Annotated in this window: 26 protein-coding genes; 5 read left to right on the top strand and 21 right to left on the bottom strand. The window is 51.0% G+C overall.

What is annotated here, in order from left to right; all coding sequences use genetic code 11:
* Positions 1–11 precede the first annotated feature (11 nt).
* The gene (locus GWK09_RS04020; RefSeq protein WP_163691712.1) at positions 12–671 is read left to right on the top strand and encodes an aspartate kinase; all 660 of its coding nucleotides are present in this window, start codon (positions 12–14) and stop codon (positions 669–671) included.
* Positions 672–688: 17 nt separating this feature from the next.
* On the opposite strand, the gene mfd is transcribed toward GWK09_RS04020, so the two are convergent.
* Genes mfd through GWK09_RS03995 form a run of 5 tightly spaced genes read right to left on the bottom strand, consistent with a single transcriptional unit; the run spans position 689 to position 9,885 of the window.
* On the bottom strand, positions 689–4,057 hold the full coding sequence (mfd, locus tag GWK09_RS04015) for a transcription-repair coupling factor (protein ID WP_163691711.1): 3,369 nt from the start codon (positions 4,055–4,057) through the stop codon (positions 689–691).
* Positions 4,058–4,109: 52 nt separating this feature from the next.
* The gene (gene pdeM, locus GWK09_RS04010) at positions 4,110–4,745 is read right to left on the bottom strand and encodes a ligase-associated DNA damage response endonuclease PdeM (protein ID WP_163691710.1); all 636 of its coding nucleotides are present in this window, start codon (positions 4,743–4,745) and stop codon (positions 4,110–4,112) included.
* A gap of 37 nt (positions 4,746–4,782) precedes the next feature.
* The gene (locus tag GWK09_RS04005) at positions 4,783–7,245 is read right to left on the bottom strand and encodes a ligase-associated DNA damage response DEXH box helicase (RefSeq protein WP_163691709.1); all 2,463 of its coding nucleotides are present in this window, start codon (positions 7,243–7,245) and stop codon (positions 4,783–4,785) included.
* Positions 7,246–7,254: 9 nt separating this feature from the next.
* A complete protein-coding gene (locus GWK09_RS04000; protein WP_163691708.1) occupies positions 7,255–8,856 on the bottom strand; it encodes an ATP-dependent DNA ligase in 1,602 nt (533 codons plus the stop codon).
* 6 nt (positions 8,857–8,862) lie between these two features.
* Positions 8,863–9,885, bottom strand: a complete 1,023-nt coding sequence (locus GWK09_RS03995; protein WP_163691707.1) for a ligase-associated DNA damage response exonuclease — start codon at positions 9,883–9,885, stop codon at positions 8,863–8,865.
* 200 nt (positions 9,886–10,085) lie between these two features.
* Here GWK09_RS03995 and GWK09_RS03990 point away from each other — a divergent pair, with 200 nt between their 5' ends.
* The gene (locus GWK09_RS03990) at positions 10,086–10,517 is read left to right on the top strand and encodes a tellurite resistance TerB family protein (RefSeq protein ID WP_163691706.1); all 432 of its coding nucleotides are present in this window, start codon (positions 10,086–10,088) and stop codon (positions 10,515–10,517) included.
* 16 nt (positions 10,518–10,533) lie between these two features.
* On the opposite strand, the gene fbp is transcribed toward GWK09_RS03990, so the two are convergent.
* Positions 10,534–11,541 carry a class 1 fructose-bisphosphatase gene (gene fbp / locus GWK09_RS03985; RefSeq protein WP_163691705.1) on the bottom strand — a complete coding sequence of 336 codons (1,008 nt, stop codon included), beginning with the start codon at positions 11,539–11,541 and terminating at the stop codon, positions 10,534–10,536.
* Positions 11,542–11,652: 111 nt separating this feature from the next.
* Between fbp and GWK09_RS03980 the strand changes: the two genes are divergently transcribed.
* The 3 genes from GWK09_RS03980 to GWK09_RS03970 all read left to right on the top strand — a co-directional run bounded on the left by GWK09_RS03980 (position 11,653) and on the right by GWK09_RS03970 (position 15,278).
* Positions 11,653–12,132, top strand: a complete 480-nt coding sequence (locus GWK09_RS03980) for a GNAT family N-acetyltransferase (RefSeq protein ID WP_163691704.1) — start codon at positions 11,653–11,655, stop codon at positions 12,130–12,132.
* Positions 12,129–13,382, top strand: a complete 1,254-nt coding sequence (locus tag GWK09_RS03975) for an aspartate kinase (RefSeq protein ID WP_163691703.1) — start codon at positions 12,129–12,131, stop codon at positions 13,380–13,382. The genes GWK09_RS03980 and GWK09_RS03975 overlap by 4 nt, the downstream gene beginning before the upstream one ends.
* A gap of 84 nt (positions 13,383–13,466) precedes the next feature.
* Positions 13,467–15,278 carry a GNAT family N-acyltransferase gene (locus GWK09_RS03970; protein WP_163691702.1) on the top strand — a complete coding sequence of 604 codons (1,812 nt, stop codon included), beginning with the start codon at positions 13,467–13,469 and terminating at the stop codon, positions 15,276–15,278.
* Here GWK09_RS03970 and GWK09_RS03965 read toward each other — a convergent pair.
* The 15 genes from GWK09_RS03965 to serS all read right to left on the bottom strand — a co-directional run bounded on the left by GWK09_RS03965 (position 15,275) and on the right by serS (position 26,781).
* A complete protein-coding gene (locus GWK09_RS03965) occupies positions 15,275–15,700 on the bottom strand; it encodes an arsenate reductase ArsC (RefSeq protein ID WP_163691701.1) in 426 nt (141 codons plus the stop codon). The genes GWK09_RS03970 and GWK09_RS03965 overlap by 4 nt on opposite strands.
* 16 nt (positions 15,701–15,716) lie before the next feature.
* Positions 15,717–16,208, bottom strand: a complete 492-nt coding sequence (locus tag GWK09_RS03960) for a GNAT family N-acetyltransferase (RefSeq protein ID WP_163691700.1) — start codon at positions 16,206–16,208, stop codon at positions 15,717–15,719.
* An 11-nt stretch (positions 16,209–16,219) separates the two neighbouring features.
* Positions 16,220–16,708, bottom strand: coding sequence for a DUF6428 family protein (locus GWK09_RS03955; protein ID WP_163691699.1), 489 nt, complete (start codon positions 16,706–16,708; stop codon positions 16,220–16,222).
* A gap of 10 nt (positions 16,709–16,718) precedes the next feature.
* A complete protein-coding gene (locus GWK09_RS03950) occupies positions 16,719–17,042 on the bottom strand; it encodes an ArsR/SmtB family transcription factor (RefSeq protein ID WP_163691698.1) in 324 nt (107 codons plus the stop codon).
* Positions 17,043–17,121: 79 nt separating this feature from the next.
* Positions 17,122–17,556, bottom strand: coding sequence for a TM2 domain-containing protein (locus tag GWK09_RS03945; protein ID WP_163691697.1), 435 nt, complete (start codon positions 17,554–17,556; stop codon positions 17,122–17,124).
* A gap of 52 nt (positions 17,557–17,608) precedes the next feature.
* Complete coding sequence (locus GWK09_RS03940) at positions 17,609–17,995, bottom strand: VOC family protein (protein WP_163691696.1); 387 nt, start codon at positions 17,993–17,995, stop codon at positions 17,609–17,611.
* Entirely contained in the window at positions 17,992–18,450 is a 459-nt protein-coding gene (locus tag GWK09_RS03935) for a DUF1801 domain-containing protein (protein ID WP_163691695.1), read from the bottom strand. Before GWK09_RS03935 ends, GWK09_RS03940 begins: the two co-directional genes overlap by 4 nt.
* A 43-nt stretch (positions 18,451–18,493) precedes the next feature.
* Positions 18,494–19,438 (bottom strand): 2-hydroxyacid dehydrogenase, encoded by a 945-nt coding sequence (locus GWK09_RS03930; protein WP_283401222.1) that lies wholly within the window; start codon positions 19,436–19,438, stop codon positions 18,494–18,496.
* Positions 19,439–19,442: 4 nt separating this feature from the next.
* A complete protein-coding gene (locus GWK09_RS03925; protein ID WP_163691693.1) occupies positions 19,443–19,808 on the bottom strand; it encodes a cupin domain-containing protein in 366 nt (121 codons plus the stop codon).
* A gap of 6 nt (positions 19,809–19,814) precedes the next feature.
* Entirely contained in the window at positions 19,815–20,747 is a 933-nt protein-coding gene (locus tag GWK09_RS03920; protein WP_163691692.1) for a carbon-nitrogen hydrolase family protein, read from the bottom strand.
* A 47-nt stretch (positions 20,748–20,794) separates the two neighbouring features.
* Positions 20,795–22,147, bottom strand: a complete 1,353-nt coding sequence (gene mgtE / locus GWK09_RS03915) for a magnesium transporter (protein ID WP_163691691.1) — start codon at positions 22,145–22,147, stop codon at positions 20,795–20,797.
* Positions 22,134–23,006, bottom strand: a complete 873-nt coding sequence (gene rsmA, locus GWK09_RS03910) for a 16S rRNA (adenine(1518)-N(6)/adenine(1519)-N(6))-dimethyltransferase RsmA (protein ID WP_163691690.1) — start codon at positions 23,004–23,006, stop codon at positions 22,134–22,136. Before rsmA ends, mgtE begins: the two co-directional genes overlap by 14 nt.
* An 11-nt stretch (positions 23,007–23,017) precedes the next feature.
* Positions 23,018–23,659 carry a DUF4286 family protein gene (locus tag GWK09_RS15100; RefSeq protein ID WP_163691689.1) on the bottom strand — a complete coding sequence of 214 codons (642 nt, stop codon included), beginning with the start codon at positions 23,657–23,659 and terminating at the stop codon, positions 23,018–23,020.
* A gap of 10 nt (positions 23,660–23,669) precedes the next feature.
* Positions 23,670–25,457: a tetratricopeptide repeat protein gene (locus tag GWK09_RS03900; RefSeq protein ID WP_163691688.1), complete on the bottom strand. Its 1,788-nt coding sequence runs from the start codon at positions 25,455–25,457 to the stop codon at positions 23,670–23,672.
* A gap of 52 nt (positions 25,458–25,509) precedes the next feature.
* On the bottom strand, positions 25,510–26,781 hold the full coding sequence (gene serS, locus GWK09_RS03895; RefSeq protein ID WP_163691687.1) for a serine--tRNA ligase: 1,272 nt from the start codon (positions 26,779–26,781) through the stop codon (positions 25,510–25,512).
* Positions 26,782–26,816 lie beyond the last annotated feature (35 nt).

Below are 26,816 nucleotides of genomic sequence, written 5' to 3'. Positions count from 1 at the left end.
AAAGAAAAGAGATGAAGACCATTTCCTCTGTGGTTGAGCAATACATCCGGAAGAAACCCTTTCTTCAAAGTGCCCTGTCACAAGGGATCATCAACCTTACCTCCCTGTCGCGAATCATCAAGTCCGAAATTGAGGAAGAGTTGGGGAAGGACGTGCGCAATGGGGCTATCGTGATGGCGTTAAAACGACTCTCGGACGACCTCGAATTCAGGGCTACCCACCGCATCCTTAAAGTTCTGAAGAATATTGGGGAGATCACCGTTCGGTCTTCTCTTACCGACTTCACCTACCTCGTTTCGGAGACCATACTGGACAACCAGACCCAGCTCCTGAAGGAGGTCAGTAAAAACAAGGAAGTGTTTTACACCTCATCACGGGGGGTAAACGAACTCAACATCGTGGTGAGTAACAGCCTTGATGGGGTAGTGGAAACCCTTTTCAAAGGGGAGAAATGTACCCAAAAAGCCACGGATCTTTCTTCTATTACCGTCAAGTTGCCTGCTGAGAATGTTTCCGTTCCGGGGATCTATTACTTTATCTTCCAGCGACTGGCATGGGAAGGGATCGTCCTCTTTGAGGTGATCTCCACCACCAACGAATTTACCATCATCGTGAATGACGAACAGGTGGATATCGCCTTCAAGACCATCAAGGACCTGAAGAACCTTTAAGCGTGAGATGTGGTTCATCAGTTGACCTCCTGGGAGGCCTCCAAAGATTCTCCTACCAGGGAACTTAGTGCTTCCAGTGCCTCGGCCGTCGAGTGGATCTTGTCAAAGGTCAGGAGCAGTCTCAACCCGTTACGAGTTTGTTTTTCCTTGACTCGACACAGACCTGGATGTTTTTGTACGTATTGGAGCAGGTCCGTAAATACCCTGCTCTGATAGAAAGTAGATTGCTGGTCCCCAACGAAATACCCCAGGAACTTGCCTTTCTTCATCACTACTTTTTCCAGCCCTATCTTACTGGCCAGCCACTTAATGCGCACCGAGTTTAACAAATCGGACACGGGTTCCGGCAGGGGTCCGAACCGGTCCCGGAGCTGCCGTTGATATTCCTGCAGTTCATTTTCGTTCTTCAGCTCGTTTAGGTCGGTATACAGGGTCAGTCTTTCGGTGACGTTGTTCACGTAATCGTCAGGGAAGAGCAGTTCGAAATCCGAATCGATCTGCGTTTCTTTCGCATAAGACCGCTCTACCCCCTCTTCTTCATAAAGGTCCCTGAATTCATTCTCCTTGAGCTCCTCTACGGCTTCAGCCAGGATCTTCTGATAGGTCTCAAAACCGATCTCGTTGATGAAACCGCTTTGCTCCCCACCCAACAGGTCGCCCGCCCCTCGAATCTCGAGGTCCTTCATCGCTATGTTGAAACCGCTACCCAGTTCCGTGAATTCTTCCAGTGCCTGAATGCGCTTGCGGGCTTCGGGCGTCATGGCGTCGTATGTAGGGGTGATGAAATAACAAAAGGCCTTTTTATTGCTTCGTCCTACCCGACCTCTCATCTGGTGAAGATCACTCAACCCGAAATTATGGGCGTTGTTTATAAAAATGGTATTGGCATTGGTGACATCCAGGCCGCTTTCCACAATGGTGGTAGAGACCAGAACGTCAAATTCCCCGTTCATAAAACTGAGCATCAGGTTCTCGAGTTTTTTGCCTTCCATCTGCCCGTGTCCTACCCGTATCCTGGCATCCGGCACCAGCCTCTGCAGCATACCGGCTACTTCTTTGATATTTTGGATCCGGTTGTGTATAAAGAACACCTGGCCGCCCCTCTGGAGTTCATAGGAAATGGCATCCCTGATAGATGCCTCGTTCAATCGGATCACATGGCTTTCGATGGGATATCTGTTCGGGGGAGGGGTGGTGATCACCGACAGGTCGCGGGCGGCCATCAGGCTGAACTGTAATGTCCTGGGAATGGGGGTGGCCGTAAGAGTGAGTACATCCACGTTTTCCTTGATGGCCTTAAGTTTATCCTTGACAGCCACGCCGAATTTTTGTTCCTCATCCACGATGAGAAGCCCCAGGTCCTTAAATACCACGTTCTTGTTGACCAGCTGGTGCGTCCCGATAAGGATGTCGACCTTCCCTTCGGCCAGGGCTGTAAGGGTCTCTTTCTTTTCCCTGGAGGTGCGGAAGCGGTTAAGGTAATCCACCCTGACCGGCATATCGCTGAGTCGTTCTGTAAAGGTCCGGAAATGCTGAAAAGCCAGGATGGTGGTAGGCACCAGTACGGCTACCTGTTTCCCGTTGTCCACGGCCTTAAACGCCGCCCGAATGGCGACCTCTGTTTTGCCAAACCCCACATCCCCGCAAATGAGTCGGTCCATAGGCCGCTCCCGTTCCATGTCCTTTTTGATGTCCTGGGTGGCGGTCACCTGGTCCGGGGTATCCTCATAGAGGAAGGAGGCCTCCAGCTCGTGTTGCAGGTAACTGTCAGGTCCGTAGGCATAACCCTTGTCGAGCCTCCTTTTCGCATACACGCTGATGAGGTCGAACGCGATCTTCTTTACCCTCGACTTGGTCTTTTGTTTGAGTTTTTTCCAGGCGGCCGACCCCAGTTTGTAGATCTTCGGGACCGTTCCATCCTTTCCGTTGTATTTTGAGATCTTGTGCAGGGAGTGGATACTGACATAGAGGATATCCCTTTCTCCGTACATCAGTTTGATGGCTTCCTGGGTCTTCCCTTCTACGTCAATTTTCTTTAGTCCCCCGAACTTTCCAATCCCGTGATCGATATGGGTGACATAATCCCCTACAGTCAGCTTATTGAGTTCCTTGAGGCTGATGGCCTGTTTTTTGGCGTATCCGTTCTTGATCTGGAATTTGTGGTAGCGCTCAAAGATCTGGTGGTCCGTGTAACAGGCAACCTTCAGGTCTTCATCTATAAACCCATCATGGATGGGGATGACCAGGGTTTGATAGTGTACGGTCTTCCCGATCTGGTCAAAGATGTCGTGAAACCTCTGTGCCTGCTGTTCGGAGGAACAAAAGATGTAGTTGCGGTACCCGAGACGCTCGTTCTCGTTCAGGTTCTCCAGCAGGAGGTCGAATTTCTTGTTGAAGACCGGTTGAGGCCTTGTATTAAAAAGGATCTCTTCAGCATTGTCAGTATCGGACACCCCCTTGAAAGTGACCAACGGGAACTGCCCGAGTTCCGCTTCAAGTGTGTCGGCGCTGATAAATAATTCCTCCGGATGCTGATGCTTTATCTCCTCAGAAAGTTGTGCAAAGGCCTCTTTAGCCTTTTCAAAAAAGGAGGTGATCCGCTCGTGCAGCACTTCCATATCACTTACGAAGACCGTTGTATTCCGGTTGATATATTTTAGAAAGCTTTCCCTGGATTCCCTGGTGAACTTGTTCTCCACGTTGGGAATTATGGCAATCTTTTTCACCGGCTCAACCGAGAGCTGGGTCTCTACATCAAAGGTGCGGATGCTGTCTATTTCATTCCCGAAGAACTCGATGCGGTAGGGTTGATCGTGGGAAAAGGAGAAGACGTCCAGGATACCTCCCCGAACGGCAAACTCCCCGGGTTCGGTGACGAAATCCACCCGGTGGAACTGGTATTCAAAAAGGACCTCATTGAGAAAATCCAGGGAAAGGGAATCGCCCACCCTGATTTTTTGTGTATTGCGATCGAGCTCCTGGCGAGTGACCACCTTCTCAAAGAGGGCATCCGGATAGGTAACGATGATGGCCGGTTTCTTTCTCGAATTGATGCGGTTGAGTACTTCCGCCCTCAGCAGGACGTTGGCGTTGTCGGTCTCCTCGATCTGGTATGGCCTCCGGTAGCTTCCTGGGTAAAAGAGTACTTCTTCATCTCCTATGAGCTGTTCGAGATCATTCAGGCAGTAGGCAGCTTCCTCCTTGTCACGGAGGACCCAGAGAAAGGGATGGTCTGATGTCCTGAAGGCCTCGGCTACCACAAAGGATTTAGCGGATCCTACAAGGCCGTTGAGGAGGGTGGTTTGTTCGGATTGGGCAATAGCTTTCCCCAGTTTCCCTAGTTGGGGAGACTGTGCGTAGATAGGAGGGATGGTGTGTTTCGCCACCTGCAATTTTTGTGCAAAGATAAGCCCCAGGGTCGGCCCCTGCAAAGGAGGTCTATATTTTTATCACTGCAGCATCTGCTATGGCGTAGACTTCGTCCTCCTCACTTTTTTCCAGGACATGAGAACCTGTAAAAGCGCCGAAGGCAGGCAGGATGAGCTGGTGCTTGTTCTTGAAGAAACACGGCAACCTGAGGGACTGACGTCCATGGCCCCTTAGCCTTACAGCGGGGTGTATATGCCCTGAGAGATTAAAGTAGCCTGCCCGTTCTTCCGGAAAATGGGTCAGTAAAAAGGGCCCCCACACTAGTTCGGGGACCTGGGTGATGCCCAGGGCTTCGTACTTCAGGGGGGATATGATGTCGTGATTCCCGGAAATCAGGAGAAATTCCGCCTCTGTCTTTTTTACCCATTCCTCGAAACGATGCCATTCGCTGTTCATGCTGGAGTGAAAGAGATCACCCAGGAAACAGATCTTTCTGGGCCTGAAATAGTGGAGGTTTTGTTCCAGCACTTCGAAATTCTGTTCAATGGCCTTCTGGGGTACGGCAGCACCGTACTTTCTGAAGTGGGTGACCTTCCCCAGGTGGAGGTCGCTGATGAGCAGGGTGGCCTCTTCGCGCCAGTAGATCACTCCCGAGGGATGCAATTCTAAATGCTGGTCAGCTATGATGAGGGTCTGGGTCGTCATGTCCTCAAAGGTAAGAAGAAAGCTCTTCTGGGAAAGCCTATTTCATCAGGAGGGCGGTCATTTTTTTAATCCGGTCTGCCAGCTTTTCGCTCGACATCTTTTCCCTCAACCGGTCTGTGATGATAGGGAAGGAAAAAGGGGTGGGCTTACTGCAGGGTTTCCAGACGATCTCCTGCCTGCCTATGCGTTCCAGGGCGAGGCGGAGCCTTCCTTCTTCCAGCTGGTGCTCAAAGGTTTCCCGATAGGCCTGTAAGTACAACAGGTTGTCCGGTTCGTAGTCCTTAAAAACCTCGAACAGGAGTTGGGAACTGCTTTGCAGATGCTTCATCTTTACGCCCTTCTCCGGATAGCCGGTGAAGACCATACCGCTGATTACGGCGATGTCTCTGAATTTTCGTCTGGCCATTTCGGTGGAATTCAGGCTTTTTTGCAGGTCGTCCAGTAAATATGCCGTGCTGAAAAGATCATTGTCGATGATGGCCTGTATATCGATCTCCTGGTCCGAGAGCAATTCGAAGCCATAGTCGTTGAAGGCCAGGGAAAAGGTGATGGGCGAAAGAAGGCTCACCCGATACCCCAAAAGACTACCCATGGCTTCGTGAACGAACCTGCCTTCAAAGGGATAGAAAATATGGTGGTATCCATCCCTGGTCTTAAAGGTCTCTATAAGGAAGGTCCCTGGGCCCGGAACGAGGCTTTCCTGCTCCTGCCGGCGGAAGATTGGGGCCAGGCAGCGGATCGCTTCGGATTGTTCAGCAGGGGGGAGGTTTGCTGAATAAAGCTCTTCCCTAAGCAATTGGGACATTTGTGCCGACAGGGTTAGCCTGCCTCCCATCCAACTGGGTACCTTGTTCGTTTTTTTATTGGAATTCCTCACAAGGGCCTGCATATCCTTGATCCGGATGAATTCCAGATTCCTGCCCGCAAAAGTGAATACATCCCCAGGGGTGAGTTTGGAGATAAAGTACTCTTCTATGGAACCTATGTACCCGCCTTTCTGATATCGGACCGTAAGGTGGGCGTCGCCCACGATCGTACCGATCTGGAATCTGTGTCTCATGGCTATCCCCCTGTTGTTCACCACCAGCCTGCCATCGGGATCTGCCTCCACCTTCTTGTATTCGTCGTACCTCTGCAGGCTCTGGCTACCCATGACCAGGAAATTCAGCAACCAGCGCCATTCGTCCTCCGTGATCCCCTGGTAACAGAAAGTGCTTTTTACCTCCCGGTAGATCTCCGAAGGGAAGAACCCTTCTGACACGGCCAGGGTGGTTAGATATTGCACCAAAACATCATAACTACTCAGATAGGGGATACGGTCTTCCACTGCGTTTTTGGCCACAGCCTGCTCCAGGGCAGAGGCCTCCACCAGTTCTATGGCATGTGTAGGCAGGAAGTAGATCACGCTTTCTTTCCCCGGCCGATGCCCACTGCGGCCTGCACGCTGCATGAATCGGGCCACTCCTTTTGGCCCTCCGATCTGTATGACGGTTTCCACGGGGGCAAAGTCGACCCCCAGGTCCAGGCTGGAGGTGCAGACCACGGCCTTGAGTTCTTCGTTCCGGATGGCTTCCTCTACCCAGATCCGGGTGTCCTTGTTGATGCTGCCATGGTGCATGGCCATTTCCCCGGCGAGTTCAGGATAACGTTCCAGGATCTTCTGGTACCAGATCTCGCACTGGCTGCGGGTATTGGTGAAGATCAGGGTGGTCTTGCTTTCCCTTATGATGGGGATCACACTGTCCAGGAGCCTGAGCCCCAAATGCCCCCTCCAGGGAAAGGTCTCGATCTCTTCGGGAATGATGCTGACCACCCGTATTTTCTTATCGAGGCTCGCCCGGATAAGGACGGAATTGTTATAGGCGTTGCTTTCCGGACCCAAAAGGACCTGCCTTGCCTGTTCCAGGTTCCCTATGGTGGCTGAGATTCCCCAAATACGCAATTTAGGGGAGAGGGTCTTTAATCTGGACAGGGCGAGTTCCATCTGAACCCCTCTTTTCGTCCCCAGCAGTTCGTGCCATTCATCCACGACTATTGCACGGCAGTCCCAAAAGGTCTTGTGGTATCCCTTTGAGGCGAGCAGGAGTTGCAAGCTCTCGGGGGTGGTGATCAGCAGGTCGGGCATAGATTTGCGCTGGGCACTGCGCTCCCTGGTTGAAGTGTCCCCTGTCCTTATGCCTACCGAAAGGGGCAGGCCAAGATCATTTATGATGCGTTCTGCTGACTGCCTGATCTCCTGGGAAAGTGCGCGCAAGGGCGTGATCCAAACGGCTTTCAGGCCTTTGGGATGCTTTTTGAGGTAATCCGGGTTTTCCCGAATGTAATCCAGGACAATGGGGAACCACAGCGCATAGGTCTTTCCGCTCCCGGTAGGGGCGTTCAGCAATCCATTCTTTCCTTCGAGGTAGGCTTTCCAGGTCTCTTTCTGGAAAGGGAATGGGGTCCACCCCTGTTCGCGGAACCAGGACTCGGCTATTGAGAATGAAGGGATCTTTTTCATATCGGGATCTCAGGGAATGAGTTTTTTGAGATCGTCCAGGGTATTGGCCTCTTCAATGCTTTTGTCAGTCCGCCATCGGAGGATACGGGGGAACCGGGTAGCGACACCACTTTTGTGCCTTCCAGAAGGGGCCAGACCCTCAAAGGCGATCTCGAACACATGGTAGGGGGTTACGCTTCTCACCGGCCCGAACCGCTCCAGGGTATTCTTCTTGATCCAGGCATCCACTTTTCTGAATTCGGCATCGGTAAGTCCGGAGTAGGCCTTGGCGAAGGTTACCAGTTCGCGCTCCCCGTCCTCGGTCGTATTCCAGAGGCCAAAGGTGTAGTCGGTAAACAGATTGCTCCTTCTGCCATGTCCCCTCATGGCATAGGTCAGGACGGCATCAATGGTAAGCGGGTCCACTTTCCACTTCCACCAGTCCCCCTTCTTACGGCCTACCCTATAGGGCGAGTCCTTGCGCTTCAGCATGAGCCCTTCGCTTTTTTTCTCCCTGGCCCTGTCCCTTTCAGCGGCAAAATCGGACCAATGTTCAAAGCCCATGGTCCCGGAGAGATAGAGAGGTATGGATGAATCGGGAACCAGGGGTTCTGCTAATACTTCCAGTTTTTTGCGCCTCTCTTCGAAAGGCTGTTCCCTCAAGTCGACTCCCTCCCATTCCAAGAGGTCATAGGCCATCAGGATAACAGGTATTTTTTTGAGAAGGGCCTTGGAAACTGTTTTACGTCCGATGCGTTTTTGCAGATCGTTAAACGTTCCGATGCTGTTTTTGGGATAAGGGAGGATCTCCCCGTCGATCACGGTCCCGTTTGGGATGTGTTCCAGCAGAAGGGAGAACTCCGGGTATTTGTCCGTAACGAGTTCTTCCCCTCTGCTCCATACGAAGACCTCATCATTCCTGAAGATCACCTGTGACCTTATCCCATCCCATTTGTGTTCTGCCAGCCATTCGGATGGGTCACCCAGGTTTTCCGGTTCATCTTCAAGGGCATATGCGAGATAAAACGGATAGGGCTTTGACAGCAGGTCCGTTTTGTTTTTTTCGAGGACCAGTTCCTGGAAGCTGATGGTGTTGGGATCCCAGTCGCCCATGAGCTTATAGGCGAGGATATCCTCATCGATACCGGTTGCCAGTGACAGGGAACGGGTCATGAGTTTCTGGCTGATCCCTATCCTGAAACCGCCCGTAATGAGTTTGGTGAACACGAAACGCTCGTAAAAAGAGAATCCAAGCCAATGCTCAACCACATAGTTCTTTTTCTCTTCTTCTGATCTCTTTTTTAAGGGGATGAGTTCATCCAATACCTGAGCGAGTGGCTTGTCAATTTCCTTCTTGCCGGAAACCACCAGGGCAATGGTCTCAGCGAGGTCGCCCACGATGTGGTAACTTTCCTCAAATAACCAGTGCGGGACCCCGGCCACTTCGGACGCCCACTGCCTTAGCAGGGTTGTGTTCACAGGCCTGGAAGGTCGCCTGTGCGATAGGATGGCGATGGTCCATACCTTGTCCCGATCGGAGGCCAGGTTAAAATAGGAGGCGAGGGCCTTTACCTTAACGGAGGTCTTGTTGGTACTGTCGAGTTTCCGGATGAGTTGGGCAAAGTCCTTCATAAGCAATCACGTGATCTCGGCTCCCTCCGTGGAGTTCATTTCAGCCAGTTCCCCTTCGTACTGGGTCTCCTCGGTTCGTGCGTCCAGCCCTTTTTCCCTGAGGAATCGGGAGAAGATATCCGAATAGCCATGGGTACAAATAACGCGGGTAGCTCCGGTGGCCTCTATGCTTTCCAGAAGCCCAGCCCAGTCACAGTGGTCGCTTAGTACAAACCCCCTGTCTACGGCCCTCCTCCTCCTGGCTCCCCGAAAGGCCATCCACCCGCTGGCGGTCGCGGTTTCATAGGGGACCATTTTGCGCAGCCAAGGGCTGCCATGGGCACTGGGAGGCGCTAAAACCAGGTGTCCTCTGAGTTCATCCCTTTGGGTTTCTTTAGTGATACGGCTGGTTTCGGGTAAGGGGAGGAAGGTCCGGATCACCTCGTTCATATTTTCGATCGCGGCATGGGTGTAGACCTTACCAATGGAAGTGTCCAGGTGCTTCAGCAGGCGTTGTGCCTTGCCAAGGCTATATCCGAAAAGAATGGAAGTCTTTCCTTCCGATCTGTTCTCGGCCCACCATTCGTTGATATCCCTAAAGACTTCCTCCTGTGGTCTCCATTTGAAGGCTGGCAATCCGAAGGTGCATTCGGTGATAAAGGCGTGGCAGCGAACCGGTTCATAAGGGGTGGAAAGTCCGTCATCCCCGGTCTTGTAATCCCCGGAAAAGACCCAGACCTCCCCTTTGTATTCCACGCGGATCTGGGAGGATCCGGGAATATGCCCGGCCGGATGGAGGCTGAAACGGACCCCGTTCACCGTAAAGGATTCCCCCCAGGAAACCCCCGTACTGTGAATGTTTCCGAGTCGGTGTTCAATGATGGGGACATTACGTTCATGAGTGATATACCGTCCGTGGCCCCATCGGCTGTGATCGGCATGTCCGTGGGATATGATGGCCTTATCTACTGGCTTCCAGGGATCGAGGTAGACCCCGGCTTGCTCACAGTAGATGCCTTTATCGGTGAAGGCCAAGAGCGGGTTTTCCATAGCAGGGGCAAGTTACAAAATAATCCTTGCCACTCCTTGGAAGGTATTCGGGAATAGAAGGGTTTTCCCGGACCAAATGAGAAGCGGGATATGATAGGAATGACCTGATGAATGGGATGATAAGGGATAAATTTCATCCGTGAAATTTGAATATTTACCCTCCAAAAGGAGTATCTTTGAGGCCTAGAATTATATGTCTTATGCCGATTAAAGATTTATACGACCACAGCGAAAGGCGCAACAATCTGGCGCATTTTGCGGCCATCGCCTCACTGGCTGCAGTGGATGGTGAAATTAACCCCAGGGAGCAAAAGGTGATTGACAAATTTGCTGTGAAACTCGATATCACAGGAGAGGAGATCAAGGAGGTCATGAAAAAGGGAAATAAATATCCGATTGAAGCTCCTTATGAATCTGAAAAAAGACTGGAAAGGCTTTTCGATCTCTTTAAGATCATTTTTGCAGACGCTCAAATAGACGAGGACGAGGTGAGGTTGATCAAAAAATACGCCTTAGCTCTGGGGTATTCTTCGTCCAAAGCTGACGAGGTCATCCGCAAATCCATCATCCTTTTTAGGGGTAAATTCGACTTTGAGGATTACAAATACATGATGGAGCGCGAAAGGGACTAAGGTTTCCTGACCCTCCTCACTTTTGTGCAGCCATAAATTCTTCGGCCTTTTCCACCATCTTCCTGCTACCGCAAAAGAAAGGGATCCGCTGGTGTAGCTCCGTGGGTTGAATTTCCATGATGCGCCTGAAACCGTCGCTGGCCTTCCCTCTGGCCTGCTCTGCCAGGAATGCCATGGGATTGCACTCGTACAAAAGCCTGAGCTTACCCTCTGAAGCCGTACTGCTCTTTGGATAGATATAGATCCCGCCCTTTATCATATTGCGGTGGAAATCCGAGACCAGTGACCCGATATAACGGGAGGTATAGGGACGGTCATCCTCCTCTCTCTGGCAGTATTTGATATAGTCCTTGACTCCCTGGGGAAAATGGATATAGTTCCCTTCGTTGACGGAATAGATCTTCCCGGTTTCCGGAAATTCCATTCGTGGATGGGAGAGGTAGAAGGTGCCAATGGCCGGATTCAGGGTAAACCCGTTGACGCCGTCTCCGGTGGTGTAGACCAGCATGGTGGAGGTCCCATAGATGATATAGCCCGCGGCTACCTGGTTGATCCCCGGCTGAAGGAAGTCTTCCAGGGTCACCGGACTCCCGATGGGGGTAACCCTGCGGTAGATCGAGAAGATCGTACCCACGGAGACATTCACGTCAATATTAGAGGAACCGTCCAGCGGATCGATCAGGACCACATACTTGTTCTGATGTTTTTCGTCGTGGCTGTTTACGCTGATAAAGTGGTCTTCCTCTTCCGAGGCTATCCCGCAAACGATCTCCCTGTTCTTGAGAGTTTGAATAAAACGGTCGTTGGCCAGCACGTCCAGTTTTTGCTGGTCCTCCCCCTGTATATTCGTATCCCCGGCTGCCCCCAGGATGTCGATGAGCCCCGCTTTGTTCACCTCGTGATTGACCACCTTGGCCGCCAGGCGAATGGCGTTTATGAGCTTGGAGAGCTCGCCGGAAGAGTATTGGAAGGAAGATTGGTTTTCAATGATGAACTCTCCAAGGGTGGTGTTCTTTTTGTCCATTCTGGGGCTGTGTTATTTGCGCACAAATATCGGACATTTTGTGAAACTAAAACGATTTCGTAAGGCAATCGTTTTTTAAAATTATAACTTAGTGTTTTATTTGTAACAATTATGAAGATAGTCATCCGGGAGGCGAGGGCAACGGACATGCCTGCTGTCCTCGACCTGATCAGGGAACTTGCTCATTTCGAAAGAGAGCCCCATGCTGTGGACGTCACTTTACAGGACCTGGTGGAGGACGGCTTTGGCAGCTCCCCTAGTTTTCAGTGTTTCGTCGGGGAGGTAGACGGTGCGATCCGCGGGATGGCCCTGGTCTATCCCAGATATTCAACCTGGAAGGGCAAGGTATTGCATCTGGAAGACCTCATCGTCACTGCGGAGATGAGAGGGAAAGGTCTGGGCAATGCGCTCCTGGATCGTGTCGTGAAATACGGGTATGACCAAGGGGTAAAACGGATCAGTTGGGAGGTACTGGACTGGAATGAGTCGGCCATTGCCTTTTACGAACGCAAGGGTGCCAGGGTGATGCGCGACTGGGATGTGGTGCAGCTGGATGAGGCTGGAATCAAAAAATACTTAAACAAGTCATGAGGATATTCAAATTTGGAGGGGCCTCGGTAAAGGATGCCGAAGGGGTCAGAAATCTGGTGAAGGTACTGGGGGAAACGGGCACGGAAGATACCTTTCTCGTCATCTCGGCCATGGGGAAGACTACGAATGCCATGGAAGGGGTGGTCGACGCCTATTTTAAGGATAAATCGGCCCTGCCTGGGGCCATTCAGGAGGTAAGTGACTATCACCGGCAGATCCTGGACGGACTTTTTAAATCCGAAAAGCACCCGGTCTACCGGGATGTAAAATCCCTGTTCGAAGAGATCAAGGGTTTCCTGGCCTGGAATAAATCCCCAAAGTACAACTTCGTATACGACCAGGTGGTCTGTTATGGGGAGCTGATCTCCACTACCATTGTGAGTGCGTATCTCAATGAGGTGGGGGTCAGGAATACCTGGCTGGATATCAGGGATTACATCAAGACGGACAACAAGTATCGGGATGTGGGGATCGACTGGAAGAAGACACAGGAAAAGGTCTCAAAAGGCCTGGATAGAGGAAAACTCTATGTTAGCCAGGGCTTTATCGGAAGCGACGAAAACAACTTCACGACCACTCTCGGAAGGGAGGGGTCTGACTATACCGCCGCCATCCTTGCCTATTGCCTGGACGCCCATTCTGTAACCATCTGGAAGGACGTGCCGGGGGTCCTTAATGCAGACCCGAGGTATTTCGACAAATCACAGCTGCTCAACAAGATATCCTACAGGGAAGCCATCGAACTCGCTTTCTACGGGGCCTCCGTGATCCATCCAAAGACCCTGCAACCTTTGCAGAGGAAGGAGATCCCCCTTCATGTGAAATCGTTTTTGAACCCAAAGGATCCGGGCACCACGGTGGGGAAAGGAGAAGGGATAGATCCCAGGGTACCCTGCTTTATCGTCAAGAAGAACCAGGTCCTGATGAAACTTTCCTCCCTCGACTTTTCCTTTATTGTAGAGGACAACATCAGCGATCTGTTCAAACTCCTGCACGATTACCGGATGAAGGTCGACATGATTCAGAATTCAGCCATCAGTTTTTCGGTCTGTGTCGACAATAAATTCGGCCGACTCGAAGAACTCCTGAACCATCTCAAGGGAAAATTCAAAGTGGTTTGCCACGAAGGCGTATCCCTTTACACTATCAGGCATTTTGATGCACAATCCATTGAGTCCCTGCAGAACGGGAAAGAGGTTTTGCTCGAACAAAGGGGGAAAGAGACCGTACAACTGGTAGTAAAACAATAAGGCTATAGGCTGGATTTGCACCTTTCCCTACCTTGGGAGAAAGGCTATTTTCCTATCTTTACCCCTTAAATCACAGTATTGCATATGGGTTTAGTGACCGCCAAAGAAGTAGCGAAGGCCATCAATCTCGAGCGTTATGGTTTTTTCGGGACTTTTATGGGCTGGATGTTGATGAAGATTACAAAGCTTTCTTCCATGAATGCTTTTTACGACAAGCACAAGCATCTGGACGCGGTCTCCTTTATAGATGCCATCCTCGAACACTACGAGATCAAATTCGAGATCCCGGAAGAGGACATCAAACGCCTGCCCAAAGAAGGCGCCTTTATTACCATCAGCAACCATCCTCTGGGGGGTGTGGACGGGATCCTTCTCCTCAAACTGCTGCTGCAGCACCGAGAGGATTTTAAGATCATCGCCAACTTTCTCCTGCACAGGGTGGAGCCCCTGGCCCCTTTCATCCTTCCGGTGAACCCTTTCGAGACCCGTAAGGATGCCAAAAGCAGTATAGCCGGTTTTAAAAGCGCCCTGCAGCACATGCGGGAAGGCCATCCCCTGGGTATCTTTCCGGCGGGGGAGGTATCTACCTATAAGGACGGAAAGCTCATTGTGGACAGACCCTGGGAAGAAGCGGCCCTGAAGCTCATCCGAAAAGCAGAAGTCCCGGTGGTGCCCATCTACTTCCACGCCAGGAACAGCCCATTGTTCTACCGCCTCTCCCGTATCAACGATATTTTCAGGACGGCCAAACTACCCTCGGAACTGACCACTCAGAGGAACAGGGCCATCAAGGTGAGGATCGGACAGCCGATCTCAGTAACCTCCCAGAAAGAACACGAATCCCTGGAAGAATTCACAGACCTCCTCAGGAGGAAGACCTACATTCTGGCCAACGCCTACGAAAAGGAACGCCTGATAGACCAGATTCCCGGGAGTTTAAAGATCCCCAAGCCCCCAAGGAAAATTGCCAGCGCGGTTCGGACCGAGGTCATACAGGGGGAGATCGAAAAGCTGAGGGAAAAGGACTGCAGGTTGTTGCAAAGCAAGAACTACGAGGTATTCCTGGCCCAGAAAAAGGATATGCCCTTTATCCTGAACGAGATCGGAAGGCAACGGGAACTCACTTTCAGGGCGATAGGGGAGGGAACCAATAAATCCATTGACCTCGACCGCTTTGATGATTATTACCACCATCTCTTCCTCTGGGACGATGAGGATAAATGCATAGTGGGAGCTTATAGGATGGGGCTTGGTTCCCATATTTTCCCGGAGTTCGGTATAGATGGATTCTATCTGCAGGACCTGTTCGGCTTCGAACCGGAGCTCTACAGAATGATGTCCCAGTCCATTGAGATGGGCAGGGCCTATATCGTCAAGGAATACCAGCAAAAACCCATGCCCCTCTTCCTTTTATGGAAGGGGATCGTTCATACGACCCTGCGTTATCCCGAACACAAATACCTCATAGGGGGGGTCAGCATCAGCAACCAGTTCTCGAACTTCTCCAAATCGCTGATGATAGAGTTTATGAAATCGAATTACTGGGACCCTTATGTGGCACAGTATATCCACCCCAAAAAGGAATTCAAGGTAAAACTCAAGGATGCAGACAAGGAATTTGTCTTTGACGAGACCGAGGCCGACCTCAACAAGTTCGACCGACTCATAGAGGAAGTGGAGCCGGGGAGCTTACGCCTGCCAGTACTCATCAAGAAATACATCAAGCAGAACGCCAAGGTGGTCGCCTTCAATGTGGACCCTCTTTTCAACAATGCTGTGGACGGGCTGATGTACATACGCATAGCCGACCTTCCCGAGAGCACTGTAAAACCGGTTATGGAAGAATTCCAGGCCGAACTGGAGCGCAAACTGGCAGAAAATAACGGGGGCGCTTAGGAGAATTCACTTTTTACAAACTCCCTGCAGTACTCCCGGATCTCATTCCTGGCCTTCAGAAAAGCCGTGTGCCGTTCCTCCTCACTTCCCCTGACCTTGGAGGGATCGAAAAAGTTGTGGTGCAGGCGTCTGGCATTTGGAGCCGGGATAAAGGGACAGTTCTCCTGGGCATGGTCACAGACGGTCAGGATATAATCCCATGGAACCCCTGTGTATTCATCGACGTGGTTGGAGGTATGGGTGGAGATATCGATGCCGTCTTCCTGCATGATAGCCACCGCACCCGGGTTGAGACCATGGGTCTCTATACCTGCACTATAGACCACTGCCCGGTCTCCCAGGAAGGCCTTCAGATACCCGTGAGCCATTTGGCTGCGGCAGGAATTCCCTGTACAAAGGACGAGGATGTTTTTTTGTGACATAGTTTCGTATGAAGTTTTATTCTACTCCCACTTTCGGACTTCTGCGTTCAAAGATAAGGTTGTCTTTCCAAACCCCGTCCAGTCTACCGATGCGTTCCCTGTGCCCTATCTTTCTAAATCCGCATTCGAGATGGATACGCACGCTGCTTTCATTCTCGGGGAATATGCCCGACTGAAGGGTCCAAAAACCTTCTCGTTCACTCTCTGCGATCAGGGATTCCAATAACCTTTTTCCAATTCCCTTGCCTCTGTGATCCTTCCCTACATACACACTCACCTCGGCGACCCCTCCATAAACACATCGGCCTGAAACCGGCGACAGCGCAGCCCATCCACAAACAGTCTTTCCCTCAGAGGCAATGAGCCTGCAGGAGGGGATATGGGCCTTATCCCACAGATCGTAAGGGGGAACGTTCTTTTCAAAAGTGGCAAATCCCGTGGCTATGCCTTCGGCGTAGATCCTGGCGACCTCGGGCCAGTCTGTTGGGGTCATAGTTCTGATTTCCATGACAGGGAGTATTAACAGCAGCCGGATGCAGGGTCGCAACATCCGGAACCAGCAGGTTCTTCTACTTTAGTCACCCCACATGTTTCTTCCGCCTTACATAGGGTAGGAGCACTTTGGAGGGTGAAGGTAAGTTCTCTGCCATCAGTTTTAGCGCCCTTTACGTAGAGCTGGGCGGTATGGAAGGAGGAATTGCCGTACTCGAACCTGAGGACAGCCTCCGTATCCATGGGTTTTAAGGCATGTACCCTGTCCAGGATAGCCCTGGCCTTATAGGTGGAAAGGTACGTTCGCTTATCCGCTTCACCCGGGTTCTCCCAGAGTTGTATGACGGTCTCCCGCCACGAGTCCGATCTCCCCCCGCAGTCCACGGATTCAACGCTGATGTTTTTTACCTCCGTGATGTGGTAATTGGCTCCAATTCGCTGTCCGCTGCCGTATTCAAAGACCAGGGCTTTGGAGGAGTGTTCTCTGAGAAGTTCAAGGAATTCAGAAGTTTTCATTTTTCAGGTTTTAGCAACAGTGGGTACCTGTTTCATTAAAAAAAGTGTTCAGATAGGACTGGATCTCTTTCCATCGGTCCTGAGCAATGCAATAGCATACTTTGTTCCCCTCGATCTCCCCTTCTATAAGGCCGATACGTTTCAGTTCCTTCAGGTGCTGAGAGATCGTAGGCTGTGCCAGCCCAACCTCCTCCACGATATCGCTGCAGATACAGGCATTTTGTTTACTGATATATTCGAGGATCGCAATCCGTGCGGGATGACCCAGTACCTTAAAGATCCCGGCCAGTTTGTTCTGCCTGCTGTCGAAAATATCTGTTTTGGTAAGACCCATGTTATATTTGTATATCGCAATATTACGATAAACATTGATAATAAAAAAGTCGGACTGAAAAAATCCGACTTTAATTTCTTTAGAACCAGGGTTTTTTTCCGACCTGGTAGGTGTTGTAGAACTCTTCGTCCGATTTGGTCAGGTAGATGATCCCTTCTATCAACCCTATGAGCCCGGGTAACCAGAAAAACAGGAACCCAACGCCAATACAGGTGGTGGCATAACCCAGGAGCGTGACACCCAGGAGGATGACCCCTTCCTTGTTGTACCCGAGGATGAATTTATGGATTCCCAGGGTACCGAAGAGGATGGCCAGGATCCCGGCCAGGATCTTTTTGTTATCACCTCCCGCGGTCTTGAGGCCCTCCCGGAATTCCTCCGCAGTCTTTTTTGCCTCTTCCTTGAACTCCCCCGCAGTTTCCTTGGCTTCTTCTGCCGCTTTTTTAGCAGATTCCTTGGCTTCGTCAAAGGCTTCCCTGGCCTTGTCGCCCAGATCTTTCTTATCGTCAGACATAGTGTTTGTTGTTATGGTTAGAATGAGAATAAATGTAGTTTATTTTTTGTTTTCAAAGAAATGCAGAATCCACTGGTTCCCACAATTCAATCTTGTTCCCTTCCGGGTCCAGGATCCAGCCAAACTTCCCGTAGTCGTATTCCTCCATCTTCCCGACAACGGTCACTCCTTCCTCCTTCAGGGCGGCCAGCAGTTCCTCCAGGTTCTCAACCCGGAAGTTCATCATAAATTGCTTTTCACTGGGGTCGAAGTACTTCGTGTCCTCCTTAAAAGGGCTCCATTGTGTAGAACAGTCGTTCCCATCCTTGTCTTTCCACCAGAAAGTACAGCCGTACTGGTCTGTGTTCAACCCAAGGTGCTCCTTGTACCAGTCCCTGATCTTTCCAGGATCTTTGGTCTTGAAGAAAAAACCACCCAAACCTGTCACTCTGTTTTTCATGTCTTTTTTATATTTTTTTCATAGAGGTCGATCCATTCCCGGACAGACATTTTAGTGCACAATTCCCCTATGAGATCCAGGGGGATATCGTCCATCTTTTTGAATCGGACACAGCTTTTCCCCATATCCAGTTTACGGGTGGCGTATTTCGGATATTCTGCAGTGAACCAATCCAACAGATCTTTCTGCGCGTACAGACCCATGTGGTATAAGGCCACGAAATTCTTCTGGGAAGCGATATTCATAAAAGGCAGAGGTAATTCCGGGGAACAGTGGTACCCGTCCGGGTACAGACTATGGGGGACCACGTACCCTATCATGCCGTAACTCATGGTCTCTTCAAACCCTTTGGGCAGATGGGAAAGGATCGTTTTTCTCAGGGAATCCAAAGGTCCTTTCCGTTCTTCCGGGAGGAGGGAAACATATTCATCCGGGGTTTTGGCGTCATAGGTCATGGTCGTATGTTGGTGTTCGTGTGAGATTTTGAAATTCCGCCTTTTAAGATACAAAAAATCTCGCCTTGATCTTGTCAACCAGTGTCTGGGCGAGTTTTACCTTGCTCTCCTGCGTCCAACCTGCGATATGCGGACTCAGAAGGACGCGATCCGAATTCACCAGGTACTTGAAATCCTCTGGCATGGCTCCCTTTTCAAAGAGGTCCTCAAAAGAGGTCTTCTCGTATTCCAGGACGTCGAGTCCGGCGCCGAGTACCTTACCCGTCTTTAGGGCCTCCACCAGATCTGCCGTTTTTACGCACTTACCCCTGGCCGTATTCAGGAACCAGAATGGCTTGGCGAAGTTCTTGATAAAGGAGGTGTTCACCATGCCCAGGGTCAGGGATGTCTGAGGGACATGGAGGCTTACCACATCGGCTTTTTCCTGCAATTCCTCAATACCCACCTGCCTGGCAAATGCATTGCCTACGCCCTCGAGGATGTCATGGCAAAGGATCTCCACATCAAAACCGGAGAGTTTCTTTGCAAATGCCTGGCCAGTATTTCCGTAGCCAATGAGCCCGACGGTCTTACCATCCAGTTCCCAGCCCCTGTTGCCTTCCCGGTCCCAGATCCCCTGGCGTACCTCCCGGTCTGCCTTGTTGAGGTTGTTCATCAGGGACAGCAGCATTCCCAAGGCCTGCTCTCCCACGGCATTCCGGTTCCCTTCCGGCGCTGCCGCCAGAAAGATCCCCTTTTCCCGGGCGTAATCCACATCGATGTTCTCAAGCCCGGCCCCGACCCTCCCGATAAATTTCAATCGGGTCGCTTTCTCCAGGAAAGTCTTGTCTATTTTGAATCGGCTGCGGATGATCACCCCTTCAAATTCGTGGATGATCTTTTCAACCTCATTTTTGGGGGCGCTGTATTCCTCCGTATTTTGGCAACCCAGGGCGGCAAGTTGCCGTATCAGAAGCGGATGGTTCGTATCCAGATGCAGTACTTTCACGGGCTCAGATCTTTGGATATTCTGTTTGGGTCCTGGCGTCCAGTACGTTTCCGGTATGGGCGGTGGATTGCTTTTCGAAGAGCATAACAAGGACCTCCTCCCCATCCTTCGTAGCCGGGCAGTGTTCTATCCCCCTGGGTACGACGATGATCTCCCCTTCCCTGACGACCTCGGTTCTGTCCCTGAACTGCATATAAAGTGTACCTTGTAGCACCTGGAACAATTCGTCTTCCTCCTCGTGCGCATGCCAGACGAACTCTCCTTTTAACCTGGCCAGTAAGACATGCATGTCATCCACCCGGGCAATCTGGTGTGGATGCCAAGTTTCGCTTATCAAGGAATATTTTTCCATTAAATTAATCGCAATCATGGGTAATTACTTGATTGATTTTTCATCCTTTAAAGGGGGTTGACCCAGGACAGAAAGATGGAAGATGTCATTCCTCCCATAATGACCGTTCACATCAAAATCCAGCTTGCTGGCGGTGACCTCATCCAGGTCGAGGGTAGCCGTAAGGATGCCTGCTTCTCCCCATAAGGGTCCGGCCAGGATTTCCCCTCTCGGAGAAACGATCACGCTGCCCCCGGGACAGTTCACAGCAGATGTGTCTTCGAGCAAATCCTTGTACTGCGCAGGCAGCATGGCCTCCGAATAGTATTCATTGCATCCCAGGACAAAGCAGCGGCCCTCCAGGGCAATATGCCTCATGGTAGGTATCCAGGACTCTCTCGCATCTGCAGTAGGGGCGATATAGATCTCAACTCCCTGCCGGTACATGGCCATCCTCGCCAGAGGCATATAATTTTCCCAGCATATGAGTCCGCCTATTTTCCCGACCGCGGTTTTAAAGGTCACCAGGTCTTCTCCCGCTGCCTCGTCCCAGATGATCCTTTCCGAGCCCGTGGGCTTTATTTTCCGATGCACCCCCAGCAAGCCTTTTAGGGGTGAAATGTAAAGCATGGAACAGTAAAGGCTGCCGTTGAGGTCTTTCTTCTCGGTTACGCCCATCACCAGGTAGGCCTTGTGTTTTTTGGATAGTTCTTCGAGTTTGCGGACTTCCTTGGATCGGAGTTCAACGCTGTTCTTGTGGTATGCGCCATAGAGCCTTCGGCCTTCTTCGGTGCGGTTACCCACTGTGGCGCCAAAGGAGAATCCACGCGGATATCCCGGGATAAAGGATTCCGGGAACACGAGAAGATCGCATTCCAGGCTTGCGTACCGGTCTAGAAGTTCTTCTATTTTGGCTATTGTCTTGTCCCTGTCGAAAAAGACGGGACTGTCCTGGACAACTCCAACTTTTATAGGCATAGATCTGGCGAATTTTTCAGGATTAAGGTATGATATTTCGATCACATTCAGATGCCCAGCAGCAGCTTGGCAATGGTAAAGTAGATCAGGATCCCGAAAATATCATTGCTGGTTGTGATAAAAGGACCCGTGGCAATAGCGGGATCGATACCTCTTTTGTGTAGAAATAGGGGTGTGAATGTCCCTATGATTCCAGCCACTACGATGACCGTGATCAGGGAGATGGATATAGCCAGGGCGGTGACAAAGGTCCCCTTCCAAAACCAGGTAAAGAAAAGTAGTACAACGGCCAGTACAAAACCGTTGAGCAGTGCCAGGAACATCTCCTTGATGAGCCTGTTTCCAATACTTCCTTTGAGGTCGTCGTTCGCCAGTCCCTGCACGATGATGGCGCTGGATTGCACGCCCACATTTCCCGCCATAGCGGCTATGAGAGGGGTAAAGAAAAAGAGGATGGCATGCTTGCTGATCATTTCCTCAAATCCCCCCATGATGGCGGCAGCCCCGAGTCCGCCCAAAAGCCCCAGGAACAACCAGGGCAGCCTGGCCCGGGTAAGGATCCAAATACTGTCATCGGCCTCCACGTCCTGGGAAATACCGGCTGCAAGCTGGTAATCCTTCTCCGCTTCTTCCCGGATCACGTCCACAATGTCGTCAATCGTGATCCTACCAACCAGCCTTCCGATCTCATCGACCACCGGGATGGCCTCCAGGTCGTATTTAGACATGATCTTGGCTACCTCCTCGGGTTTTTCGTTCACGTTTACGAAATCTACCTGGGGGATGTACACGTCCTTGATTGGGTTGGTCGTGGAGGTCGTCAGCAGGTCTTTCAGGGAGAGGCGGCCTTTTAATTTATCCTCGTCATCGACTACGTAGATGGAGTGGACACGGGTCACATTCTCTGCCTGAGCCCTCATTTCCTTGACACACCTGAGGACGGTCCAGTTCTCATTCACTTTCACCAGCTCCTTGGCCATCAGACCCCCTGCGGAGTTCTCGTCGTAACGCAGCAGGTCAACAATATGCCGGGCGTGCTCCCTGTCTTCGATCTCGGAGATGACCTCCTGAACGATCTCCTTGGGGAGTTCTGCGATGATGTCTGCGGCATCATCCGTGTCGAGTTCCGCCAGTTCTTCGGCAATTTCCTTGGAGGAAAGGTTGTTCAGGATGGCTTCCCTTACATCCTCGTCGAGTTCCGTGAGGACATCGGAAGTTTTATCACTGTCCAGGAGCTTGATGAGATAGGTGGCCTGTTCCTCGTTGAGTTCATTGGCGATCTCAGCCACATCGGCAAAATGCACCTCCTTCATGAGATCCCGCAGGTCATCGTCCTTTCGGGCATCAATGAGCTCCGCGATCTCTTGCAGTAATTCCTCTGTGAGCTTAAAGGGTGTCATCAGCTATCTTCCTTGTCAGCGAAATAAATTCCGCAATACCCAGTTGTTCCGGGCGTCGGTCAAAGATAGCATCTTCTTTGAGATTATCGGAGAGGTTCATGGTTTTTAAACTGTTCCTCAGGGTCTTGCGCCTCTGGTTAAAAGCGGTCTTGACCACCCTGAAAAACAGGGCCTCGTCACAGCCGATCTCCTGCTGTTCTTTTCGCCTTAGCCTCAGTACGCCCGACTGCACCTTGGGTGGGGGATCAAAGACTTCGGGATGTACCGTAAAGAGGTATTCCGCGTGGTAAAATGCCTGCACCAGGACGGAGAGGATGCCATAGGTCTTGCTTCCTTCCTGCTCGCATATCCTTTTGGCGACCTCCTTTTGGAACATGCCTGAGAATTCCGGGATTTGTTTCCTGTGCTCCAGCAACTTAAAAACGATCTGGGTGGAGATGTTGTAGGGGAAATTGCCGATGATGGCGAAGGGTCTGTTCCCGAAGTATTCACTCAGGTCTGACTGGAGGAAATCAGCCTCCACCACCCTGAATGAACCTTCTCTCTTTGCCAGTTTAGGGTGCTCCAGAGGAAAGCTGTGGTTGAGGTAAACGATAGAATCCGAATCGAGGTCCATAGCAATCAGGTCCACATCCCTCAAAAGCAGATATTTGGTCAGTACCCCGGTACCCGGCCCGATTTCCAGGACATCCCTGTACCCTTCCAAAGAGAGGGTGGTGGCGATCCTTTTTGCGATCTCTTCGCTTTTCAGGAAATGCTGCCCCAGGTGTTTCTTGGCCCTCACCGGCCCTTTGTCCTGGTCATGCGCCCGACTCTTCCTCTTCGATCCGCCTGAAAAATTCCGGTTTCGTTTACTCATGAAAACTGTGATTAAAACCCGGTTTTCCCGAGGTAGACCCAGGCTTTGATCCCTGATTCAAGGGTTACATGCTTCCTCTCATAGGCCTCTCCTTCATAGGCGTCTACCAGCGTCAGCTCTTCTTCACTGATGACATAGACGAAACCATGTACGCTGTCATCTGTGTTTTCTGAACTTCGGATCGTGGGGTAGAGTCCACCCACCATTTCCTCCGAAAGGGTATGTGACCTCAGGCTGTCCTTGATCCCTCTCAGGGTGCGGGAGAAGATCATTTTCTGAACATCTGATTCCTGCAGGGTACCATAGGAAAAAAGATAGGCCGTGGCACTTTTCATAGGGGCTTTCTCAATGGTCAGGACCTCCAGTTCTGTCCTGAATGCGATAACGGAATCCCCGAATAGTTTCTCGGTCTCCTTTCTAAGTCTCGGGGCATCTTCCCTGTAGTAGCGTTCAAGGGTGTCGCGGTCCCTGGTCTTATACTGCACCGAATAGGAGGTGCCCCCGGTATCCTCCTCTGAGAGGATCCTGGTCATGGTAGCTTCCAGAAATTTACCGGTGGCCAGCACTTCGGGGATATGGGTGGATTTCATCCAGTCGAGCCAATGGGCAAGGATAGAATTTTCCACGTGCAGGGTCACATTGTATATCAGCATAAAGGCCTTTTTAATTGATCACATCCCCTCTGAGGATCCTGAAATACTTCCTGGCCTGGGGGAAAAAATAACTGTCCTGGTATTTGTACAGGATCTGCTCGTAATGGTATTTGGCCTTTTCAGGCTGATCCAGCACCGTTCTGAATAATTCGGCCATGGCGAAATGGGCATCATCTGCAAGGATGTCGTCCGCGTAGAATTCTATGATCTTCGTGTAATTAAAGAGGGCTGCATCGTAGTCCCCTGCTTCGGCCAGCAATTGTGCCTGCTTCAATAAGGCTTCGTCCTCAATGCTCTCACCTTTGTGCTGAAGCAGGATCTCGTCCAGGACCGCAATGGCTTCTCGCTTTTTGTTTTGATAGGCGAGCAGGTCTGCCCGGGCATATTTCTTCAGGGCAGTTTGGGTAGAATCTTCCAGGGAGTTGTCAGAGATCAGCAAACTAAGCTGCATGGCATCGTTGGCCGTGAGCTGTGAGGTGGAGCCTCTCAGCACCTTCAACTGGGTCAGTGCCCACTGGAAATCCCCTTTGTAGAAACTGGTCTGGGCCACCTTGAACCTGGCTTCCTGCCCGAGGATATCGTTCTTAAGGCTTTTCTGGATCTGGGAAAAATAGATAAGGGCCTCGTTAAAGCGCTGATCAAAGACCAGGATATCCCCCAGGGCCATTTTGATGTAGGCTTCTGCGTATTTCGGCAAAGGGAGTTCCAGGGATCTTTTCAGGATGGGGATGGCCTTGGCTGATTCACCCAGCTTAAAGGTCAGGAAATTCGCATAGGCGACCTGTAGTTGCAAGGTATTGGCTTGATACCCATAGGTGGTGACGAGTTCCTGGAACTGCTTTTCTATACCGGGAAAGTCCTTTGGAGAGGCTGTGAGGAGCTCGATGTCTATGAGGTTGAGCTGGGCATTCAGCTTTGTGACGGGATCGTTGCTGTTCTTTTCTATATAGCTGAATATTTCGGATGCAACGGAGGAAGATCCCTCATTAAGGGCATTGTTGCCGAGGGAGATCACCCTTTCCATGGAGGCTTCACCGGTCCTCTTGTATATGGCCTTTTCCTGCAGGAAGGCCGAGTTGAACTGCCTTTGCTGTACAAACAACCAGCTCAGCATCTCATTCCACAAAATGGCGGGTTCCTTTTGTGCTTTTTCCAGTACTACCTTCTTCAGCAATTGGTTGTTCTCTGCGGTGGGGTCTTCACTGATAAAATCACCGATCTTGCCAAGGACATTGCCAATACTGGCCCTGCCATTGCCCAGAAGTTCCAAATAGGCCTGAAACATTTTTTCAATATTTCCCTGTTCCCCATAGATCAGGGCGATCTGAAAGTGATAGTCCAGATCAGGATTGAGTTCCATAGCCCTTTCATAGGCTTTCAGGGCATAATCCAAAAGGGCATAACGCTGAAAACCCACGCCTATTCCGTAGCCGTAGTTGGGGTTCTTCTCAATGGCCTCCAGGGCCTTCTCGTAGTTCGATAGCGCCTGATCGACCTTGTTCTGCAGCCGGTAATTATATCCGAGGTCTATGTAAATGGTGGGGTAGGCACTGCCCGTGGCGATCCTGCCCTGCAAAAATGCCTCAGCCTTGGCGTATTCCTCCAGTTGCTGGTAACAATTCACCAGGTTCTCTGCAAAGTCCATCCTCCTCGGATTCTGTGCTACGAGGCGTTCATAAAAGGCCATGGCTTTCTCGTATTCCCCGTTGTTCAGGTATTGTTTGGCAAGGAAATCATCCTGACCCCACAAAGGGAAGGAAAGAACAAGGCATAACCATAAAACAAAGGTCTTCTTCATGGATCTAACTCAAAGGTAATCCAATCAGGGAAGAAATACTATTTAGGAAATCTTAATCTATGATGTCAAAACCCGTGTAGGGTATGAGGACCTCCGGAACTTTGATGCCCTTTTCCGTCTGGTAGTTCTCCAGGATCCCTGCCAGTACCCTTGGGAGAGCCAGGGAGCTGCCGTTGAGGGTATGGGCCAACTGGGTCTTTCCGTTTTCATCCCTGTACCTGAGTTTCAGGCGGTTGGCCTGATAGGTCTCAAAATTGGATACTGAGCTGATCTCCAGCCATTTGTCCTGTGCTGTGGAGAAAACCTCGAAATCGTAGGTAAGGGCGGAGGTGAACCCCAGGTCGCCTCCGCAGAGGCGCAGCACCCGGTAGGGTAGTTTCAGCTCTCTCAAAATGCCTTTGACGTGTTCTACCATGGCGTCCAGGGCTTTGTAGGAATTAGAAGGTTCCTCAACCCGCACGATCTCAACCTTGTCAAATTGGTGCAGGCGGTTGAGTCCGCGTACATGCGACCCGTAACTGCCCGCTTCCCGCCTGAAACAAGGGGTATATCCCGTATAACAAACAGGCAGGTCCTTTGCCTGGAGGATGGTATCCCTGAGTATATTCGTCACAGGCACCTCCGCGGTAGGGATAAGGTAGAGGTCGTCTGCCGTCACGTGATACATCTGGCCTTCCTTGTCGGGGAGCTGACCCGTACCAAAACCTGAGGCTGCATTCACCAGGTGTGGGACCTGTATCTCCTGGTATCCCGCGGCTGTATTCCGGTCCAGGAAGTAGGTGATTAGGGCGCGTTGTAATTTAGCGCCTTTTCCCTTGTACACAGGGAAACCTGCCCCTGTGATCTTTACGCCCAGCTCAAAGTCAATGATGTCGTATTTTTTAGCGAGTTCCCAGTGGGGTAGTGCTCCCTCCATGAGAACAGGAATGTCCCCTTCCCTCATGACCTCCTCATTGTCCTCAGAAGAATTTCCGGCAGGGACCAGGTGGTGGGGTACATTGGGGATGAGATAGAGGGCCTGGTCCAGTGCCGAGGTCACTTCATTTAACTCCTCTCCCAGTTTTTTGGATTCTTCTTTGAACTGTGCAGATCTCTCCTTGAGTTCCTGTGCTTCTTTGGCTTTCCCGGATTTGAACAGGATCCCGATCTCCTTTGAGGTGGCATTCAGCTGGGCCAGGGTTGCGTCCATTCGCGTTTGAATGGCCCTGCGTTTTTCATCGAGTTCGGAAACCTGGTTGAGCAGGGGCTCTGCATCAAGATTCCTTTTTTTCAGCGCCTTGATAAGGTCTTCCCTGTTTTCCCGTACGGTTTGTAATACTAGCATTCACCTGAGATTAGGGCACAAATTTACGCTTAATT

The organism is Muriicola jejuensis, from assembly GCF_010671595.1.
Taxonomy (GTDB): Bacteria; Bacteroidota; Bacteroidia; order Flavobacteriales; family Flavobacteriaceae; genus Muriicola; species Muriicola jejuensis.
Note: the sequence above shows the minus strand (reverse complement) of the source record. Positions and strands in the feature narration are given on the sequence as shown.